Genomic DNA, 19,128 nt, shown 5'->3' on the forward strand with positions numbered 1-19,128 from the left:
TCCTGGTTGAACTTCAGGCCCGAGCCCGCCTCCAGCAACGGCACGCACACTTCCTCGGTGCAGCCGGGATAGACGGTGGACTCGTACACCACCATATCGCCGCGCTTGAGTACCGTCGCCAGCATCTGGCTGGCCTTTACCAGCGGCCCCAGATCCGGCCGCTTCGCCGCATCGATCGGCGTCGGCACCGTCACGATATAGACGTTGCGGTCGCGCAGATCTTCCAGCGCGTGGCTGTAGCGCAAGCGCGTGGCGGACTGCAGTTCCTCGGCATCCACTTCCAGCGTTGCATCTTTCCCGCCGCGCAGTTCTTCCACCCGCGCGTCGCGGATATCGAAACCCACCGTGTCGTACTTCTTGCCGAATTCCACGGCCAGGGGGAGGCCGACGTAGCCCAGGCCGATGACGGCAATCTTGGCATTGATCACTTGCTGCATCCGATCTTCCAGATAGTGGCGGTCCGGCGTCTTAGCCTGTGTCGATGGACCGTGAATGGGAGAGCCTCGCGGCTCGGCTGCGAACACAAGAGCCACCTACTGTGGCAAGCGCTTCTTTACTCACACCTGAAGCACGGCGAATGACGCGCGACGCGTTTCAAATACAGCGATACGCATCAACGTTTAGCCGTCCAAACGTCTGGATGTTCGCCTGCGCTCTTGACACGCTTATGAAGCGTGACGGCTAAATTCACAACGCGCATCGCAGATTCGATCTTATTGACGGCCGGCGCACGCCTTACCGCCATTCATGCGCGAGCGAGACCACCGGCGTGGCGCCACTCGCGCGACCGCCGCTTACGTGCCGTTCTTGTATTCGTAGTAGCCGTACGAGTAGTAGCCACTGCTGCGGCGCTCGACCGCGTTGAAGATGGCACCCTTGATCTCCACGCCGTTCTGCGCAAAGCGTTGACGCGCCAGGGCGATTTCGCGCGCCTGATTGAGGCCGAAGCGCACCACCAGCAGGCAGGTGCCGGCCATATGGCCGATGATCGAGGCATCGGTGACCGCCAGGATCGGCGGCGTATCGATCAAAATCAGGTCGTAGCGCGGCATCAGTTCGTCCATCAACTCGCTGAAGCGCTTGTTCATCAGCAGCTCGGACGGGTTCGGCGGAATCTTGCCGCGCGCGATGTAGTGCAGGTTCTCCAGCGAAGCCAGCGGACGGATCGCGGCAGCCATGTCGATCTGGCCGGAAATGAGCTCGGACAGGCCGTTGTTCGGGCGCCCGCCCATCACCTTGTGCAACGTGCCCTTGCGCATGTCGCCATCGATCACCAGCACGCGCTGCCCCGCCTGTGCCATCACCGCGGCGAGGTTGCCGGAGACGAAGGTCTTGCCGGCTTCCGGACTGGAGCCGGAGATCATCAGCACATTGTTCTTCGCTTCCATCCGGGCGAAATGCAGGCTGGTGCGCAGGCTGCGCAAGGCTTCGGTAGCGAGATCGGCCGGCGAGCTGATCGCCAGCAGATGATGTCTGCCGTCGCCGCGCGCATGATCGGACAAGCCGATCTCGTGCTCGGTCGGGCTGACCGGCACCGAGGCGTACACCGGCAGGCCGAGCTGCTCGATCACCGACGGCTCTTCCACGCCGCGGTTGAGCATCTGCCGCACGAACACCAGGCCGAAAGCGAGGAAGGCGCCGACAAAGGTGCCGCCGAACACCACCAGCACCTTCTTCGGCTTCACCGGGCTGGTGACGTCGACCTGCGCGTTGTCGACGACATGCACATTGCCGACCTTGCCGGCGCGCGCGATATCCAGCTGCTGCGCCTGGTTGAGCAGGCCGGTATAGGTCTGGTTGCTGACTTCGACGTCGCGGGTGAGCTTGAGCAGTTCCTGCTGCGTGTCGGGCAGCACGCCGACCTGCTTGTCGGTTTCGTTCTTCTGCTGCTCCAGCTGGCCGATCTGCTGCATCAGTGCGCGATAGGCCGGATGCGCCGGGGTGAAACGCCGCTCGATATCGGCCTGCTGCATGCGCAGCTGCTGGATATTGGCCTCGACCGCGACGCTCTGGTCCAGCAGCGCCTTGGTCTGCATGGTGATGTCGACCGACTTGGCCTGGATCTGGAAGGCATTGAGCGCGGCCTGCGCACGGTCCAGGTCCTGCCGCACCTTGGGCAGCTGTTCCTGCACGAACTTCAGGCTGTTGGCCGCTTCGGCCGCGTTCCATTCCACGTTCTGGCGGACATACCACTCGCTGACCCGATCCAGCAGCGAGACCGCGAGCTTCGGGCTGGCGTTCTGGTAGGACAGGCCGATGATGCCGGAGTCCTTGCCCTTCTCGGTGGCCTGGATCGCGGTCTGCAACTGGTTGATGGTGGTGAGCGCGCGTTCGCGCCGCACGTCGAAGCGGGTGCCGGGATTAGCCTTGAGCGAGCCGACCTGGAAGGTCACGCCATGGCCGGTGGCGATCTGGCCAGGCGCACCTTGCAGCAGTTCGTCGCCGCCGGGACTGAACAACGTGTACGCGCCGTTCTCGCCGGCGATCAGCGTCATGGTCTTGCCGAGCAGATCGTCCGGCACTTCGATGCGCTGCAGTTCGAGCTTCGCGCCACCCCAGTCATAGCGGCTGAAACCCAGCAGCGGGCTGGCCAGCTCGCCTGGATTGGCGGTGGCGAAGCGCCGCGCGATGCCGGTGCCGATCAGCGGGAAATGCCGCGCCGACACATTGATGTCGAGCTTCAGATCGTCGACCGCCTTGCCGATCACCGCACGCGAGGTGATCAGCGCGATTTCCGTATTCGCCTGCGAGTTGGAAGCGCCGAGCGTCTGGCTGAGCGCACTGATGCCGGGCAGTTCGGGCACCTTCTGCTCCACCTGCACCATCGCATCGGCCTGGTAGATCGGCGTGGCGAGCAGCGCATAGGCGAGGCTGCAGGCCAGGAACAGGCCGGTGATGGCGAAGATCAGCCATTTGTTGTCGACCAGGGTGCCAAGAATCGCACCCAGGTCGAGTTCTTCGTCGTTTCGCTGCGTGACGGCGCGGGGATCGGTCATGAGGAAGCCGCTCTGGAGAAGGAGGGGGTCAGATATGGCTGCCAGCGCGCGATGGCCTGGTCGATCAGTCCGTAGACGTGCTCGAAGGCCGGGCGCGACTGCCCGTACGGGTCTGGAATCTCCTTTTCACCTAACCACTTGCCGAGCAACAACACCTTGCCACTGGCCTCGGGCGCGAGACGGGCAAGGCGGGCGGCGTGGCTTTTCTCCATCACCAGCACGAGATCGATCTCGCGCAGCATCGACGGCTGCAGCTGGCGTCCGCGATGCGCGCTCGCATCGATGCCGTGCTCGGTGAGGAGCGTTGCCGCAGTGGCGTCCATGGGATGGTCTTCGAGCGCGCCGAGGCCGGCGCTCGATATCTCAAGCGAGGCATCGCGCAAGCGATCCCTCAGCAAGTATTCGGCGGTGGGGCTACGACAAATGTTGCCCACACACACAAGCAGGATACGTTGGAACACAGCGTTGCCTGACTCTGCAAAAAGATGTGGAGGCCGCGTACACGCGAACCTGAAACCGACATCCCCCTGTTTCGTCAAACCATGTCTGCCGGACGAAAACCAGGTCGATAGTAGAGAATGTTCCGATGCGATGGCGAGATTCGCGTCGCGAATAACGCACACTCGTACAGCCCACGTTAGGGGTCGAGCTGTGAACGTCTACAATTCCTAAACATGCAGCACACATGAAAAGAGCCCGCAATGCAGGCTCTTATGTGAAGGTTCTGTGTCCGGTCGATGGCGCGGACGTGTCGCCGTATCAGGACGATGGCGACGCAATAAGTTGCTCGATCGCGCCGAAGATCGATGCATCGTCGCGATCGGTGACGTCGATGCGGATCACATCGCCGTACTTCAGGAACGGCGTGCTCGGCTTGCCGTCGCGCAAGGTTTCGACGGTGCGCTGCTCGGCCAGGCAGGACGCACCCTTGCTGGTGTCTTCGTTGGCGATGGTGCCTGAACCGACGATGGTGCCGGCGGTGAGCGGACGCGTCTTCGCCGCGTGGGCGACCAGCTGCGCGAAATCGAACTGCATGTCGACGCCGCATTCGGCGGCGCCGAACCAGCTGCCGTTGATCCAGGTGCGCATTGGCAGATGCAGCTTGTCGCCGTGCCATGCATCGCCGAGTTCGTCCGGCGTCACGAACACCGGCGACAGCGCCGAGCGCGGCTTGGACTGCAGGAAGCCGAAGCCCTTGGCCAGCTCATTGGGGATCAGGCCGCGCAGCGAGACGTCGTTGATCAGGCCGACCAGCTGGATGTGTTCCGCGGCCTGGGCCGGCGTCGCCGCCATCGGCACGTCGTCGGTGATCACCACCACTTCGGCTTCGAGGTCGATGCCGTATTCCTCGCTGGGCACTCGCACCGGATCGCGCGGCGCCAGGAAGCCCGCGCTGGTGGCCTGGTACATCAACGGGTCGACGTAGAACGATTCCGGCACCTCGGCGCCGCGCGCGCGGCGCACGCGCTCGACGTGCGGCAGGTAGGCGCTGCCGTCGACGAATTCATAGGCGCGCGGCAACGGGGCGGCCATCGCGGCGACGTCGAGCGCGAACGCGCCCGCTGCGGTGCCGGCCTGCAGTTCGCCGTACAGCGCGTTGAGGCGCGGCGCCACGTTGGACCAGTCGTCCAGCGCCGCCTGCAGCGTCGCGGCGATGCCGCTGGCCTTGACGGCGCGCGACAGATCGCGGCTCACCACGATCAGGGTGCCGTCGCGCCCGCCTTCCTTGAGACTGCCCAGTTTCATGCCTTCGCTCCGATCGCTGCGCCTTCAGCGGCAGCGTTCAACATAATCGATGAGGGGGTCGATGCCCATGCGCGCCTGGCGGCGCGCGGGATCAGCTTGCCTTGAAGTGCTTGCGGATGCCCTGCCAGCACTCGTAGTAATCGGCCTGCAGCTGCGGCGCGTCCAGTGCCTGCCGGGTCGGCCGGATCACCTTGCGCGTCTCGAACATGAAGGCCATGGTGCCGGTAAGGTGATCGGGCTTGCTCACGTCGGCGTTGGATGCCTTCTCGAAGCTCGCCGCGTCCGGGCCGTGGCCGCTCATGCAGTTGTGCAGGCTGGCGCCGCCCGGCACGAAGCCGCCGGCCTTGGCGTCGTAGGCACCCTGGATCAGGCCCATGAACTCGCTCGCCACGTTGCGGTGGAAATACGGCGGGCGGAAGGTGTGCTCGGCCACCAGCCAGCGCGGCGGGAAGATCACGAAGTCGACGTTGGCCGTGCCGGGCGTGTCGCTGGGCGCGGTCAGCACGGTGAAGATCGACGGGTCCGGATGGTCGACGCTGATCGTACCGACCGTGTTGTAGGTGGTGAGGTCGTACTTGTACGGCGCGTAGTTGCCATGCCAGGCCACCACGTCCAGCGGCGAGTGGTCGATCTTCGCGCTCCACAGCGAGCCCTGGAATTTCGCGATCAGCTCGAAGTCGCCCTCGACGTCTTCGTACGAGGCATGCGGCGTGAGGAAGTCGCGCGGCAGCGCCATCGAGTTGGCGCCGATGGGGCCCAGATCCGGCAGGCGCAGCAGCGCGCCGAAGTTCTCGCACACATAGCCGCGCGCCTCGCCGTCCGGCAGCTCCACGCGGAAGCGCACGCCGCGCGGGATCACCGCGATCTCCAGCGGCGCCACGTCGAGCACGCCCAGCTCAGTGCACAGGCGCAGGCGCCCCTGCTGGGGCACCAGCAGCAACTCGCCGTCTGCGTCGTAGAAGAAACGCCCCTGCATGGAGCGGTTCGCCGCATAGATATGAATGCCGCAGCCGGCCTGCTCGCCGGCACCACCATTGCCGGCCAGGGTGACCAGGCCATCGACGAAGTCGGCCGGCTGCGCCGGCAGCGGCCACGGGTCCCAGCGCAGCTGGTTCGGCGTGGCCGGGGCTTCGTCGAAACGGTTATGGAAATGCTCGTGCGCCAGCGGCTCGAACGGCCGGTGCATCGACGCCGGCCGGATCCGATACAACCAGCTGCGCCGGTTGCTGTGGCGCGGCGCGGTGAACGCGCTGCCGGTCAGCTGCTCCGCATACAAACCATGCGCCACGCGCTGCGGCGAGTTCTGGCCGTGCGGCAGCACGCCGGCGACGGCTTCGGTAGCGAATTCGTTGCCGAAGCCGGATTGGTAGCCCTTCGTTTCCATCGATCGCACCCGTTGCTTGTCCGAGTATTCCCCTCTCCCGGAGGGAGAGGGGCTAAAGCTCACAGCACGCCGCGGCGCATCTGGTCGCGTTCGATCGACTCGAACAGGGCCTGGAAGTTGCCTTCGCCGAAGCCCTCGTTGCCCTTGCGCTGGATGATCTCGAAGAAGATCGGGCCGATGTTGTTCTGGGTGAAGATCTGCAGCAGCTTGCGCTGCTTGGTCTCCGGGTCGGCGTCGATCAGGATCTTGTTCCTGGCCAGGCGCGGCACGTCTTCGCCGTGGTCGGGGATGCGCAGGTCGATCACTTCGAAGTACGCGTCCGGCGTGTCGAGGAAGCTCACGCCCTTGGCGCGCATCGCCTCGACGGTGGTGTAGATATCGTCGGTGAAGCAGGCGATGTGCTGGATGCCTTCGCCGTGGTACGCGTCGAGGTATTCGTTGATCTGCGACTTCGGATCGCTCGACTCGTTGAGCGGGATGCGCACGATGCCGTCCGGCGCGGTCATCGCCTTGGACACCAGGCCGGTCTTGGCGCCCTTGATGTCGAAGTAGCGGATCTCGCGGAAGTTGAACAGGCGCTCGTAATAGTCGGACCACTTCTGCATGTTGCCGAAGTAGAGGTTGTGCGTGAGGTGGTCGATGAAGGTCAGGCCGAAGCCGGCGGGGTTCTGCTCGACGCCCGGGATCGGCGCGTAGTCGCCGTCGTAGATGCTGCCCTGGTTACCGTAGCGGTCGATCAGGTACAGCATGCAGTCGCCGATGCCCTTCACCACCGGGGCGTTCACCGCCTTGCTCGCTTCCTGCTCGCCCACCGGCTCGCCGCCATTGGCCAGCACCTTGGTGTACACCTCGGGCGAGGGCTGCTTGAAGCGGATGGCGAAGCCGGCGGCGCAGGGGCCGTGCTCGGCGGCGAAGGCGGCGGCGAAGGAGTCCGGGTCCTCGTTGACCAGGAAGTTCACCCCGCCCTGGCGGTACACCGTGATGGCGCGGGTCTTGTGCTTGAGCACGGCGGTGAAGCCCATGCGGCCGAACAGCTCGTGCAGCTCGGCGCCGCGGCCCGCGGGGGCGGCGAATTCGACGAATTCGAAGCCGTCGATGCCCATCGGGTTCTCGAAAGTGGTCACCTGCATGCCAAGATTGGGCTGCGCGCTCATGGTGAATCTCCTGGGTCGGAATGCCTGGGGCGATGGTGGTTCGCTCCGCCGGTCGCGACATCACTGAAAGGATGCGACCGCCGGTATGACCTGAGCGTTATAGTTACATGTGAAACCATTTGCAAGGAGTGGTGCAGCAGTGCCCGCAGACCAACGCCCCGACCACGCCCCGCTGGAGCTGGAACGCTTCCTGCCCTACCGCCTGTCGATCCTGTCCAACACGGTCAGCCAGGCCATCGCCGACGACTACCAGGCGCGCTTCGACCTCAGCGTCACCGAATGGCGGGTGATGGCCGTGCTGGCCCGTTTCGAAGGCCTTTCGGCCCGCGAAGTGGCCGAGCGCACCGCCATGGACAAGGTCGCGGTCAGCCGCGCCCTGGCCCGCCTGGTCGAAGCCGGCCGGGTCAACCGCGGCACCCACGAGGGCGACAAGCGCCGCTCCGTGCTCAGCCTGAGCGAAGCCGGCTGGGAGGTGCACGACGTGGTCGCCCCGATGGCGCGGGCGCGCGAGCGCGAGGTGCTGGCCAAGCTCGACGCGGACGAACAGGCCTGGCTGTCGCGCATCCTGGACAAGCTGTTGGGGCCGCCGGTGCCGCCGCGCAGCGGGCAGCGGGAAAGCGGTGCCGAGGCGACCGCGGCATAAAAAAAGAGGCGGCCGATGGGTCGCCTCTTTGCATGGCAGCTAGCCCACGCCTGGGCGTTACTTCACCCCGTGCATCAAGCGGTTGATCAGCGGTGCCACGCCCAGCAGGATCACCGCCGCGATGCCCAGCAGCCAGAAACTGAAGGTGAAGCCGCTCAGCGCCGAGGCCACCGTCATGCCGGTCTTGCCGCTGACGTGGCCGGCGAAGATGCCCGACAGGTTGTTGCCGATGCCGGTGGACAGGAACCAGCCGCCCATGGCCAGGCCGACCAGGCGGCTGGGCGCCAGCTTGGTCACCATCGACAGGCCGATCGGCGACAGGCACAGCTCGCCCACCGTCTGCAGCACGTAGACCACCACCAGCGGCCAGAACGGAATCAGGCCCTTGTCGTCCACCAGGCTGGACAGCGCATACATCAGCGCCACGAAGGCCACCGCATTGCCGAGCAGGCCGAAGCCGAACTTGCGCGGGATCGACGGCTCCAGCTTGCGCTGGTCCAGCCAGCCCCACAGGACCGACATCAGCGGCGCCAGCAGCACCAGGGCCAGCGGCGCGACGGACTGGAACCAGCCCACCGGGAACTCCCAGCCGCCGAACATCTTGCGGTCGACGATGTTCTCGGCGAGGAAGTTGAACGAGCTGCCGGCCTGTTCGTAGAACATCCAGAACAGCACGTTGAAGACGAAGATCACCAGCATCGCGATCACGCGGTCGCGCTGCACCTTGCCCTCGCGCACGCCGTCGATCATCAGCAGCACGCACAGGCCCACGAACAGCGCGCTGAGCAGCCACTGCAGCACCACCGCGCCGGCCTTGGCCATCACCAGATAAACCAGCGGCACCGCGATCACGCAGCCGATCAGCACGTAGACCACGCGCATGCGGTTGGCCTGCTCCGGCAGCGGACGGCCCACGCCCTTCAACTGGCGGCGGCCGATCCAGAACCACAGCAGGCTGATCAGCATGCCGATGCCCGAAGCCAGGAACACCAGCTTGTAGTTCTGCTGCATCGGGGTGTCGGTGAAGTAGCTGGCCAGCCAGCCGGTGAGCAGCGGCGAGGCCAGCGCGCCGGCATTGATGCCCATGTAGAACAGGGTGAAGCCGCGGTCGCGGCGCGGGTCGCCCACGCCATAGAGCTGGCCCACCATCGAGGAGATGTTCGGCTTGAACAGGCCGTTGCCGACGATGACCGTGGACAGGCCCAGCAGGAAGATGTCCTGGTTGGGCAGCATGATCATGAACAGGCCGGCCGACATCACCACCGCGCCGACCAGGATCGAGCGCTGGTAGCCGATCACCTTGTCCGCCACGTAGCCGCCGAACACCGCCGCCGCGTAGACCAGGGCCAGGTAGGCGCCGTAGGTGCGGCTGGCGAAGGCCTGGCCGGTGGGGCTGCCGCCGAAGAACTCCGCCACGATGTACAGGGTGAGCGCCCAACGCATGCCGTAGAAGGCGAAGCGCTCCCAGAACTCGGTCATGAACAGCATCCACAGCGGACGCGGATGACCCATGGTCTGGGGGTAGTCGGGCACCGTCGGCGCCGCCGACGTTTGAGAAGCCGTAGTGGTATCGGTCATGCGATCCCCTGTTGTGCAGGCATGTCGTGCTGGAAAAAATGTACTGATCTGCACATCGCGTACAGATCGGAAATTCAAAACTCGCGACATGTAACCGGGCCGGAGCCGTGGCGTCAAATGCGGCGCAGCATCTTGCGAAAAGCCGGACAAGACATGATCCGAAAGTGCGCGTCGCGAAAAAAGCGGCTTTCCCGCTTTTTCAGACCAGCTCGCCTCGGCTCAGGTGCCCAGCACCGTGCGCACGTCCAGCAATTCGGGGAAAAACTCCAATTCCAGCGCCTTTTTGAGGAAGGCCACGCCGGACGAACCGCCCGTGCCGCGCCGGTGGCCGATGATCCGCTCCACCGTCTTCATATGGCGGAAGCGCCACTGCTGGAACTGGCCTTCGACGTCCACCAGCTGCTCGCACATGTGGTACTCGGGCCAGAACTCCGCGCGGTTCTCGTAGATGCGCTTGAACACCGGCAGCAGGCCTTCGTTGCGCTGGTGCGGCTGGGTCAGGTCGCGCGTCAGCAGCTCGGCCGGCACGGCGTGGCCGCGGCGGGCGAGATAGGCCAGGAATTCGTCGTACAGGCCGGGCGCCTCCAGCACCGCGCGCAGCGCGGCCTGGGCCTCGGGGTCGTACGCGAACACCGCGAGCATCTGCTCGTTCTTGTTGCCGAGCAGGAATTCGATCTGCCGGTACTGCAGCGACTGGAAACCCGAAGAAGAGCCCAGAATGTCGCGGAATTCCAGGTATTCCGAGGGGGTGAGCGTTTCCAGCACGCCCCACTGTTCGTACAGCTGGCGCTGCACGTGTTTGACCCGGGCGAGAATTTTCAGGCAGGGATCGATGTGATCCCGGTGCAGATGATCGATTGCCGCCTTCAACTCGTGAATGATCAGCTTCATCCACAGCTCCGCCACCTGGTGCTGCACGATGAAGAGCATCTCGTCGTGATGCGGCGGCTGGCTCAGCGGCTGCTGGGCGGACAGCAGCGCGTCCAGCCGCAGGTAGCCCCCGTAGGTGAGCCGGCCCTGCAGGTCGGTCTCGATACCGGCTTCCAGGTCGCGCCGATTGTCGGTCATGACGTTCCGATCACGGGAAAAGCAGGCATGTTACCTGGGTTTAACGCAAGCCCCCTACCGGCCCTACATGCTGCACCGTGCCTTGCGGCGCAACATGCCGCCCTGCTTCAATTACGGTCTTGTCAGGGCCCTGTATGCGCGCTTGACCCCACTGGATGGGTCGCCGCCGGCCTGCAACTCCCTCACCCGTTTTCGTCTTTAACTCACTCCCGGAGCGAGTCGTGTCCATCGCCGCCAAGTTCGAAATCGAATACCTGCAGTATCTCGATGCCGAGGGCAACCAGGTCCGTGACGACCTGCCTGCCTTCGCCAAGGATCTCGACCATATGGTCGAGCTGTACAAGCTGATGCTGTCCACCCGCGTGTTCGACGCCAAGTCGGTGGCGCTGCAGCGCACCGGCAAGCTCGGCACCTATGCCAGTTGCCTGGGCCACGAGGCCGCGCACGTGGGCATCGGCAGCGCGATGAAGCCCGAAGACGTGTTCGCCCCCAGCTACCGCGAATACGGCGCGCAGCTGTACCGCGGCGTGCAGCCGCGCGAGGTGTACATGTACTGGGGCGGCGACGAGCGCGGCAACGACTACCAGAAGGAACCGGCGCGCCACGACTTCGCCTGGTCGGTGCCGATCGCCACGCAGTGCCTGCATGCCGCCGGTTCCGCGCTGGCCTTCAAGATCCGCAACGAGAAGCGCGTGGCGGTGTGCACCATCGGCGACGGCGGCTCGTCCAAGGGCGACTTCTACGGCGCCATCAATATCGCCGGCGCGCAGAACCTGCCGCTGGTGGCGGTGATCGTCAACAACCAGTGGGCGATCTCGGTCCCGCGCAAGATCCAGTCCGGCGCACCCACGCTGGCGCAGAAGGGCATCGCCGCGGGCCTGTTCTCGATCCAGGTCGATGGCAACGACATCATCGCCGTGCGCAAGGCGATGGAAGACGCGCTGGACCGGGCCCGCAACGGCCAGGGCGGCAGCGTGCTGGAGCTGGTCACCTATCGCCTGTCCGACCACACCACCGCCGACGACGCCCGCCGCTACCGCGGCGAGCAGGAAGTGAAGGACGCCTGGGCCAAGGAGCCGATGAAGCGCCTGCGCGCCTGGCTGGTGGCCAAGGGCGTGTGGGACGACGCCAAGGAAGAAGCCTGGAAGGCCGAATGCGACGAGTGGATGGACAACGAGGTCGACGCCTACCTCGAGACCAAGACCCAGCCCGTCACCGCAATGTTCGACTACACCTTTGCCGAAGTGCCGGCGGACCTCGCCAAGCAACGCGACCTTGCTCTCTCGCTCGACAAGAAGGCCCACTAAGCCATGGCACAGATCACTCTTATCGAAGCCGTCACCCAGGCGCTCGCCTATGAAATGGCGCACGACCCGAGCGTCGTGGTGCTGGGCGAGGACGTCGGCGTCAACGGCGGCGTATTCCGCGCCACCCAGGGCCTGCAGGAAAAGTTCGGCGAGCTGCGCGTGCTGGACACCCCGCTGGACGAGACCACCATCGCCGGCGTCACCGTCGGCATGGCCGCGCAGGGCATGAAGCCGGTGGCCGAGGCGCAGTTCGAAGGCTTCATCTATCCGATGATGGAGCAGATCGCCTGCCACGCCGCACGCATGCGCAACCGCACCCGCGGCCGCATCACCGTGCCGGCCGTGTGGCGCGCCCCGTGGGGCGGCGGCATCCGCGCGCCGGAGCATCACTCCGAAGCGAACGAACACCTGTTCACCAACATCCCCGGCCTGCGTGTGGTGATGCCCTCCTCGCCGGCGCGCGCCTACGGCCTGCTGCTGGCGGCGATCCGCGATCCGGATCCGGTGATGTTCTTCGAGCCCAAGCGCATCTACCGCCAGTACAAGGAAGAAGTGCCGGACGACGGCGAGGCACTGCCGCTGGACGTGTGCTTCGTGCTGCGCGACGGCACCGACGTCACCATCGTGACCTGGGGCGCGCAGGTGAAGGAGGCCCTGGAGGCCGCCGACGAACTGGCCGCCGCAGGCATCAGCGCCGAAGTGATCGACGTGGCCACGCTGACCCCGCTGGACTTCGACACCATCGCCGAATCGGTGCAGAAGACCGGCCGCTGCGTGATCGTGCACGAGGCCCCCAAGACCGCCGGCTTCGGCGCGGAAATCGCCGCGCGCGTCGCCGAGGAATGCCTGTACGACCTGCTGGCGCCGGTCGAACGCGTCACCGGCTACGACACCCACATTCCGCTGTTCCGCCTGGAAATGAAGTACATGCCCAGCACCGAGCGCGTGGTCGAAGCGGCCAAGCGTGCGCTGGCTGCCTCGTAATCTCAACACTTCTACGAAGCGTCATTCCGGCGTAGGCCGGAATCCAGTGAAATACGCAGTGCGAAGCACACAAAACCTTTTCGCGACAATCGTGCCTCTCCGCTACTGGATCCCGGCCTGCGCCGGGATGACGAGCTGAAAAACAAGCCTGATTACCGGAACCGACTCATGGCCGACATCAAGACATTCCACCTGCCCGACCTCGGCGAAGGCCTGCCCGACGCCACCATCGTCGAGTGGCACGTGAAGGAAGGCGACTACATCAAGCTCGACGCACCGCTGTGCTCGATGGAAACCGCCAAGGCGGTGGTCGATGTGCCCTCGCCCTACACCGGCACGGTGAAGAAGCTGTACGGCGCGGCGGGCGACATCATCGAGACCGGCTCCGCGCTGGCCGATTTCGAGCCCGATCCGAACGCCAAGCAGCGCGCCGAGGCCGAAGCCACCGGCCACCACCACGGCCCGAAGAAGAGCGTGGGCAGCCCCGCGCCGGACAACGCCGCCAAGGTGGTCGCCTCCGACGAAGGCGGCGAAGTCGAAACCGACGGCGCGCGCGAAGACGAAGGCACCGTGGTCGGCGCCATGGTCAGCGGCAACACCGTGCACGTGGAGCAGGTCAGCAGCGCCGGCGGCGTGAAGGCCGTGCCGGCAGTGCGTGCGCTGGCCAAGAAGCTCAAGGTCGATCTCACCCGCGTGCGCGCCACCGGCGCCGACGGCGTGGTCACCCTGCAGGACGTGAAGACCGCCGCCGCCAACGGCTCCGCCCCGCTGGGCGCCGCGCCGGCGCGTGCGGTAGCGGCCTCGGCCGGCCGCCACCTGGCGCCGGAACTGCCGGAGCCGGGCGCGGCGCCGTCGCGCACGGCCGTGTCGCTCGCCGGCAAACCGGTGCGCACCGCGCCGCCGAGCGTGCAGGCCAGCGGCCAGCCGGAACAGCTCAAGGGCGTGCGCCGCAATATGGCGCGCGTGATGGCCGAGGCCCACGCCAACGTGGTGCCGACCACCCTGGTGGACGATGCCGACCTGCACGCCTGGATCGGCAAGCAGGACATCACCGCCCGCCTGATCCGCTCCATCGTCGCCGCATGCAAGACCGTGCCGGCGCTCAATGCCTGGTTCGACGGCAAGAACCTCACCCGCACCCTGCATCCGCACGTGGACATCGGCATCGCCGTGGACACCGACGACGGCCTGTTCGTGCCGGCCCTGCGCAATGCCGACGTGCTGGACGGCGCCGGCGTGCGCGCGGCGATCAAGCGCCTGCGCACGCAGGTGGAAGACCGCTCCATTCCGGCCTCGGAACTGAGCGGCTACACCATCAGCCTGTCCAACTTCGGCATGTTCGCCGGCCGCTACGCCACCCCGGTGGTGGTGCCGCCGACAGTCGCCATCATCGGCGCCGGCAAGCTGTGCCACGACGTGGTTGCGGTGATGGGCGGCATCGAAGTGCATCGCCGCATGCCGATCAGCCTCACCTTCGACCACCGCGCCGCCACCGGCGGCGAAGCCGCGCGCTTCCTCAAGGCGCTGCTCGACGATCTGTCGCTGCCGAACTGAGGCAGTCGCACGGAACAAAAGAAAGGCGCCGCGAGGCGCCTTTCTTTTTTTGCGCGTGCGCTCACCTCGCCGCGCCTATAGTGCGGCGTGTTTCCTCAGCCGGAGATCGCGCCATGCACCACAGCCGCCTCAGCACCCTGGTCCTCGATTGCCAGTCCGCCGACCTCAAGCAAGCCGTCGATTTCTGGAGCCAGGCCCTGGGCAAACCCATCGTCAGCTACGACCAGGACGGCGACGGCAAGTACGCCGAGCTCGCCACGCTGGCCGACGAACCGATCATCCTGCTGCAGCGCGTGGCGCACGAAAGCCGCGTGCATCTGGATCTCGAAACCGACGACCTGGAAGCGGAAGCAACCCGCCTGGAACAGCTCGGCGCGAAGCGCGTCGAATGCGTGCATGGACGCTGGTGGGTGATGCTCGCGCCGAGCGGGCATCGCTTCTGCGTGGTGAAGAAGCAGCGCGAGCAGTTCGGGCCGCATTTGAACAAGTGGGGGTGATCCGCACCGCCCGGGACTGAAATCCATCTCCCTCCGGCGACCCGAAGGTAGTCCCCGTGGGAGAGAAGGTGGCGGCAGCCGGATGAGGGTACGGGCGGAGCGACGCGCACCACTCCGCCCGCACCCTCACCCCAACCCCTCTCCCGGAGGGAGAGGGGCTCTACGTCTGTGCAGCTTTGTGCGCGCTCGCGCTATCGAATTCTGATACCTCATAGTCTTCGATGAGCGACATCAGCATCTCGAAGCGCTGGCCTTCGACAAAGCCGGGCTCAGGTTCGTTTTCGAAGTAGGAAGAGGCCTCGCGGAGCACGTCCTCATAATCCTGCTTGCTGTGAATAGAGGTGACGGTGTGCATAGCAGCCGATTGTCCTCCATCACCACATCGAAGAAATCCTAATGTGGGACTGCCTTGGGTTTCCTGCGCCCCCATGCGAGTGCGCGCACCACCAACCCCACCAACAACACTGCCACACAAGCGCCGTACCCATACAACGCCGGCAACACCTGCTGCCAGATCGCCCCGCTCGGCGGTCCGAACTGTCCGACGGACGGCACCACCGCCGCCTCGAATCCCGCCAGCGCGGCCCATCCCGCCGCCACCGCCGCCAGGATCACCGCCAGCAGATCGAACCCCCGCCGCGCCTTGGTGCGCGGCAGGCTCTTCGGGTAGGCCCAATAGGCCCAGGCCAGGATCAACAGCCAGGGCGCCAGCAGCAGGATCGCGAGGTAACGCATCGGTCAGGTCACTCCAGGAAACGGTTCAGCGCCTCCGCACGACCGCATGCTCACTCTTCGCGGGCACCGTCACTCCAGCACGGAAAGCTGGTCCAGCGCCTCGCGCAAACGCGCCAGCGCACTGTCGCGGGCCGGCTCGTCGCCGTATTCGGGCGTGCTGCCGACGAACTCGCCGTCCAGTTCCAGATGCAGCGCGCGCGGCTGCACTTGCAGCACGGCCGACGTCGCGCCCGGGCCTTTCAGCTTCTTCTGGTAGGTGCCGGCCGCCTTCGGATCGGCGAACGGCCTGGACAGCAGCAGCTCTTCGCCTTCAGCGGAGAACAGGCGGAAACGGAAACTACCATCGGCCTCGCGGAAACTGGCGAAGCGCGGCAATTTGCCCGCACGGCCCTCGGCCTTGCCGGCGGCCGGCGCAGGTGCCGCCGCCACCGCGACGCCCGAGCGCAGGCCGATCGCGTCGCGCAGCGCGGCGATCTTCGGCGCGGCGATGGCGCGGGCTTTCAGTGCGCCTTCCTGCAGGATCGCTTCGATCCGCTCGGGCCTGGACATCAGCTCGTCGTAGCGCTCGCGCATCGGCGCCACGTCGGCCTCGATGCGCTCGAACAGCACCTGCTTGGCCTCGCCCCAGCCGATGCCGTCCAGCAGCGCCTGGTGGAAGGCGCTGGCTTCGGCTTCGGTGGCGAAGGCGCGGAAGATGGTGAACAGCGAGGAGCTGTCCGGATCCTTCGCCTCGCCCGGCAGGCGCGAGTCGGTGACGATGCGCATGATGCTGTCGCGCAGATGCTTCTGGCCGCCGGCGAACAGCGGGATGGTGTTGTCGTAGCTCTTGGACATCTTGCGGCCGTCCAGGCCCGGCAGCGTGGCGACCTGTTCCTCGATCACCACTTCCGGCAGCACGAAATGCTCGTGGCCGTAGATGTGGTTGAAGCGCTGCGCGATATCGCGCGCCATCTCGATGTGCTGGATCTGGTCGCGCCCCACCGGCACCTTGTGCGCGTTGAAGGCCAGGATGTCCGCCGCCATCAGCACCGGATACATGTACAGGCCGGCGGTGACGCCCGCATCGGCGTCCTCGCCCGCTTCGGTGTTCTTGTCCACCGCCGCCTTGTAGGCGTGTGCACGGTTGAGCAGGCCCTTGGCGGTGACGCAGGTGAGGAACCAGGTCAGTTCCGGAATCTCCGGGATATCCGACTGGCGATAGAAGGTGACGCGATCCGGTTCCAGTCCGGCAGCCAGCCACGTCGCAGCGATTTCCAGGCGCGAGCGTTCGATCCGCGCCGGGTCGTCGCTCTTGATCAGCGCGTGGTAGTCGGCCATGAAGTAGAACGCATCCACTTCCGGACGGAGGCTGGCGGCCACGGCGGGGCGGATCGCACCGACGTAGTTGCCCAGGTGCGGCGTGCCGGTGGTGGTGATGCCGGTCAGTACACGGGTTCGCATGGGTCTTCTGCTTGGCTCTGTTGGGTGTCGCGGATCAACGGATCAGCGTGGATTTGCCGAACAGCGATTCGACCAGGTCCACCGCCAGCTTGGCGGTCTGGTTGCGCTTGTCGAAGGCCGGGTTGAGTTCCACGATGTCGAGCGAGGCGAGGCGGCCGGTGTCGGCGATCATCTCCATGCACAGCTGCGCCTCGCGGTAGTTCGGGCCGCCGCGCACCGTGGTGCCGACGCCCGGCGCGATCGCCGGATCGAGGAAGTCCACATCGAAGCTCACGTGCAGGTGGGTGTCGGCGTCGACGCCTTCCAGCGCTTCTTCCATCACCCGCTTCATGCCGGATTCGTCGATCTGGCGCATGTCGAAGATGCTCACGCGCGCCTCGCGCACCAGGCGCTTCTCGCCTTCGTCGACGGAGCGGATGCCGATCTGGCGGAACACTTCCGGCGAGGTGGCCGGCTTGCTGCCGCCCAGCCCGGTCAGTTCGGACGGACCCATGCCGCACAGGCAGGCCACCGGCATGCCGTGGATATTGCCGGAGGGCGTGATCTGGGCGGTGTTGAAGTCGGCGTGCGCGTCCAGCCACAGCACGCGCAGCTTCTGGTTGCGCTCGCGGCAGTGGCGGGCGACGGCGGTGATCGAGCCGATCGCCAGGCAGTGGTCGCCGCCGAGCATCACCGGCAGCCGGCCCAGGCCGAGTTCGGCGTAGATCGCCTCGTACACCGCGCGGTTCCACTCCACCACGGCGGACAGGTGACGGTAGCCCTCGCGCGGCGGCTCCCACGGATTCAGCGGACCCTGCAGATTGCCGCGGTCGACCACGTCGATGCCGCGCGCCTTCAGCCGCGCCTGCAGATTGGCCACGCGCAGAGCCTCGGGGCCCATCGAGGCACCGCGGTGCCCCGCTCCGATATCGGTGGGTGCACCGATCAGCGATACAGCCTGATTACCCATGCTTCCTCGGTCGTTCAAAGTCTTAAGGGATGCACATCCGCGCGCTGGCGGCGGCATCGCCCAAGTCTACAAGAACGCCTGCGCCGGTTCCCCGGGGCAAAAACCGCTTCAAACGCCGGCGCCGAGGTCCAGGGCGAAGCTGCCGCGCCGCCCCAGGTCCGCCGCATGGCGCGCCAGCCAGCGTTCGGCGGTCTCCCGGCCCAGGTCGTGCAGGGCGCGCAGCTGGCTGGTGCGGGTGTCCGCGGCGGAGTGGCCGAGCGCGGCCAGGCCTTCGTCCGGCGCCAGCACGTGCAGGCGCAGCTCGCGCAGTTTCCGCTCGCCGGCGTTGGGCCATAGATGCGCGGCGGCCTGCGCGCGCGCCGCGCCGAGATCGCGCAGCTCGCGCGCGAACGCGGCGCCGAAAGACAGCTCGGCCGACAGCATCAGGACCTCGCGTGCGTTGCGCGGCATGCTCTGGCGCAATTGCGGCTGCAGCAGCACGCACAGCAGGTCGTCGCCGCCGAGGCGCAGCAGCGGTTCCAGCGCGGGGTTGCCGGCGAAACCGCCGTCCCAGTACGCCTCGCCGTCGATCTCGGTGGGCGGAAACCACGGCGGCAGGCTGGCCGAGGCGAGCAAGGCGTCGTGGCTCAGGCGCGCGCCGGAAAACACTTCCAGGGCGCCGTCGCGCATGCGCGTGGCGGCCACGTACAGCGCCACCGGGCCGTGGCGCAGCGTGTCTTCGTCGAAGAACTCCTGCACCAGCGGGCGCAGCGGATTGACGCCACCGCTGGTGCCGGACACCGGCGGCTGCGGCCACGGCAGGGCATCGCCGAACAGCCGCGACTGCGCATGCCACCAGTCGGCCACCGCATTGCGACCGGCCAGGCCCAGCCAGAACGCATCGAGCGAAGCGCGCGCACCCGCCGCGCCGTCGCGTGCCCAGCCTTGCGCGAACGCCGCGGCGTTCATCGCGCCGCTGCTGGTGCCGCTGATCGCGGTCACCGCCAGGCCGGGCAGTTCCAGCAGGCGGCACAGCGCACCCCAGGTGAATGCGCCATGCGCACCGCCGCCTTGCAGGGCGAGTTTCAAGGCGAGCATGGGGCGGGACGATTGC

At 66.4% G+C, this 19,128-nt stretch carries 17 protein-coding genes and 1 pseudogene; 5 read left to right on the forward strand and 13 right to left on the reverse strand.

Annotated features, from left to right (window positions below):
* From AB4083_RS20070 to hppD, 6 genes and pseudogenes are all read right to left on the reverse strand, one after another.
* Nucleotides 1-437 (reverse strand): annotated as a pseudogene (locus tag AB4083_RS20070) (Vi polysaccharide biosynthesis UDP-N-acetylglucosamine C-6 dehydrogenase TviB); the annotation flags it as partial.
* A 357-nt stretch (nt 438-794) separates the two neighbouring features.
* The gene (locus AB4083_RS20075) at nt 795-2,996 is read right to left on the reverse strand and encodes a polysaccharide biosynthesis tyrosine autokinase (protein ID WP_441610278.1); all 2,202 of its coding nucleotides are present in this window, start codon (nt 2,994-2,996) and stop codon (nt 795-797) included.
* Nucleotides 2,993-3,457: a low molecular weight protein-tyrosine-phosphatase gene (locus AB4083_RS20080; RefSeq protein WP_441610279.1), complete on the reverse strand. Its 465-nt coding sequence runs from the start codon at nt 3,455-3,457 to the stop codon at nt 2,993-2,995. The genes AB4083_RS20075 and AB4083_RS20080 overlap by 4 nt, the downstream gene beginning before the upstream one ends.
* Before the next feature lie 298 nt (nt 3,458-3,755).
* A complete protein-coding gene (locus AB4083_RS20085) occupies nt 3,756-4,742 on the reverse strand; it encodes a fumarylacetoacetate hydrolase family protein (RefSeq protein ID WP_441610280.1) in 987 nt (328 codons plus the stop codon).
* A gap of 91 nt (nt 4,743-4,833) precedes the next feature.
* Complete coding sequence (gene hmgA / locus AB4083_RS20090; protein WP_441610281.1) at nt 4,834-6,126, reverse strand: homogentisate 1,2-dioxygenase; 1,293 nt, start codon at nt 6,124-6,126, stop codon at nt 4,834-4,836.
* A 59-nt stretch (nt 6,127-6,185) separates the two neighbouring features.
* Nucleotides 6,186-7,280: a 4-hydroxyphenylpyruvate dioxygenase gene (hppD, locus tag AB4083_RS20095; protein ID WP_441610282.1), complete on the reverse strand. Its 1,095-nt coding sequence runs from the start codon at nt 7,278-7,280 to the stop codon at nt 6,186-6,188.
* Nucleotides 7,281-7,419: 139 nt separating this feature from the next.
* On the opposite strand from hppD, the gene AB4083_RS20100 reads away from it, so the two are divergent.
* The gene (locus AB4083_RS20100) at nt 7,420-7,923 is read left to right on the forward strand and encodes a MarR family winged helix-turn-helix transcriptional regulator (RefSeq protein ID WP_441610283.1); all 504 of its coding nucleotides are present in this window, start codon (nt 7,420-7,422) and stop codon (nt 7,921-7,923) included.
* Between the two features lie 57 nt (nt 7,924-7,980).
* Here AB4083_RS20100 and AB4083_RS20105 read toward each other — a convergent pair whose 3' ends face one another.
* Together AB4083_RS20105 and AB4083_RS20110 are read right to left on the reverse strand one after the other, a co-directional pair.
* A complete protein-coding gene (locus tag AB4083_RS20105) occupies nt 7,981-9,501 on the reverse strand; it encodes a peptide MFS transporter (RefSeq protein ID WP_441610284.1) in 1,521 nt (506 codons plus the stop codon).
* A gap of 219 nt (nt 9,502-9,720) precedes the next feature.
* Nucleotides 9,721-10,569, reverse strand: a complete 849-nt coding sequence (locus tag AB4083_RS20110; protein ID WP_441610285.1) for a tryptophan 2,3-dioxygenase — start codon at nt 10,567-10,569, stop codon at nt 9,721-9,723.
* Nucleotides 10,570-10,790: 221 nt separating this feature from the next.
* Here AB4083_RS20110 and pdhA point away from each other — a divergent pair, with 221 nt between their 5' ends.
* From pdhA to AB4083_RS20130, 4 genes are all read left to right on the forward strand, one after another.
* On the forward strand, nt 10,791-11,876 hold the full coding sequence (gene pdhA / locus AB4083_RS20115; RefSeq protein ID WP_441610286.1) for a pyruvate dehydrogenase (acetyl-transferring) E1 component subunit alpha: 1,086 nt from the start codon (nt 10,791-10,793) through the stop codon (nt 11,874-11,876).
* A 3-nt stretch (nt 11,877-11,879) separates the two neighbouring features.
* On the forward strand, nt 11,880-12,860 hold the full coding sequence (locus AB4083_RS20120; RefSeq protein ID WP_441610287.1) for an alpha-ketoacid dehydrogenase subunit beta: 981 nt from the start codon (nt 11,880-11,882) through the stop codon (nt 12,858-12,860).
* Nucleotides 12,861-13,028: 168 nt separating this feature from the next.
* Nucleotides 13,029-14,414, forward strand: a complete 1,386-nt coding sequence (locus AB4083_RS20125; RefSeq protein WP_441610288.1) for a dihydrolipoamide acetyltransferase family protein — start codon at nt 13,029-13,031, stop codon at nt 14,412-14,414.
* A gap of 113 nt (nt 14,415-14,527) precedes the next feature.
* The gene (locus tag AB4083_RS20130) at nt 14,528-14,911 is read left to right on the forward strand and encodes a VOC family protein (protein ID WP_441610289.1); all 384 of its coding nucleotides are present in this window, start codon (nt 14,528-14,530) and stop codon (nt 14,909-14,911) included.
* A gap of 160 nt (nt 14,912-15,071) precedes the next feature.
* On the opposite strand, the gene AB4083_RS20135 is transcribed toward AB4083_RS20130, so the two are convergent.
* From AB4083_RS20135 to AB4083_RS20155, 5 genes are all read right to left on the reverse strand, one after another.
* Nucleotides 15,072-15,266 carry a hypothetical protein gene (locus AB4083_RS20135; RefSeq protein ID WP_441610290.1) on the reverse strand — a complete coding sequence of 65 codons (195 nt, stop codon included), beginning with the start codon at nt 15,264-15,266 and terminating at the stop codon, nt 15,072-15,074.
* Nucleotides 15,267-15,304: 38 nt separating this feature from the next.
* The gene (locus AB4083_RS20140; RefSeq protein ID WP_441610291.1) at nt 15,305-15,646 is read right to left on the reverse strand and encodes a hypothetical protein; all 342 of its coding nucleotides are present in this window, start codon (nt 15,644-15,646) and stop codon (nt 15,305-15,307) included.
* 69 nt (nt 15,647-15,715) lie between these two features.
* Nucleotides 15,716-17,086 carry a tryptophan--tRNA ligase gene (locus AB4083_RS20145; RefSeq protein ID WP_441610292.1) on the reverse strand — a complete coding sequence of 457 codons (1,371 nt, stop codon included), beginning with the start codon at nt 17,084-17,086 and terminating at the stop codon, nt 15,716-15,718.
* Between the two features lie 34 nt (nt 17,087-17,120).
* Nucleotides 17,121-18,035, reverse strand: coding sequence for an arginase (gene rocF / locus AB4083_RS20150; protein ID WP_441610293.1), 915 nt, complete (start codon nt 18,033-18,035; stop codon nt 17,121-17,123).
* A 108-nt stretch (nt 18,036-18,143) separates the two neighbouring features.
* Nucleotides 18,144-19,112: a patatin-like phospholipase family protein gene (locus tag AB4083_RS20155; RefSeq protein ID WP_441610294.1), complete on the reverse strand. Its 969-nt coding sequence runs from the start codon at nt 19,110-19,112 to the stop codon at nt 18,144-18,146.
* Nucleotides 19,113-19,128 lie beyond the last annotated feature (16 nt).

Origin of the sequence: Dyella sp. 2RAB6, from assembly GCF_052115385.1 — a bacterium.
Lineage (GTDB): Bacteria > Pseudomonadota > Gammaproteobacteria > Xanthomonadales > Rhodanobacteraceae > Dyella_D.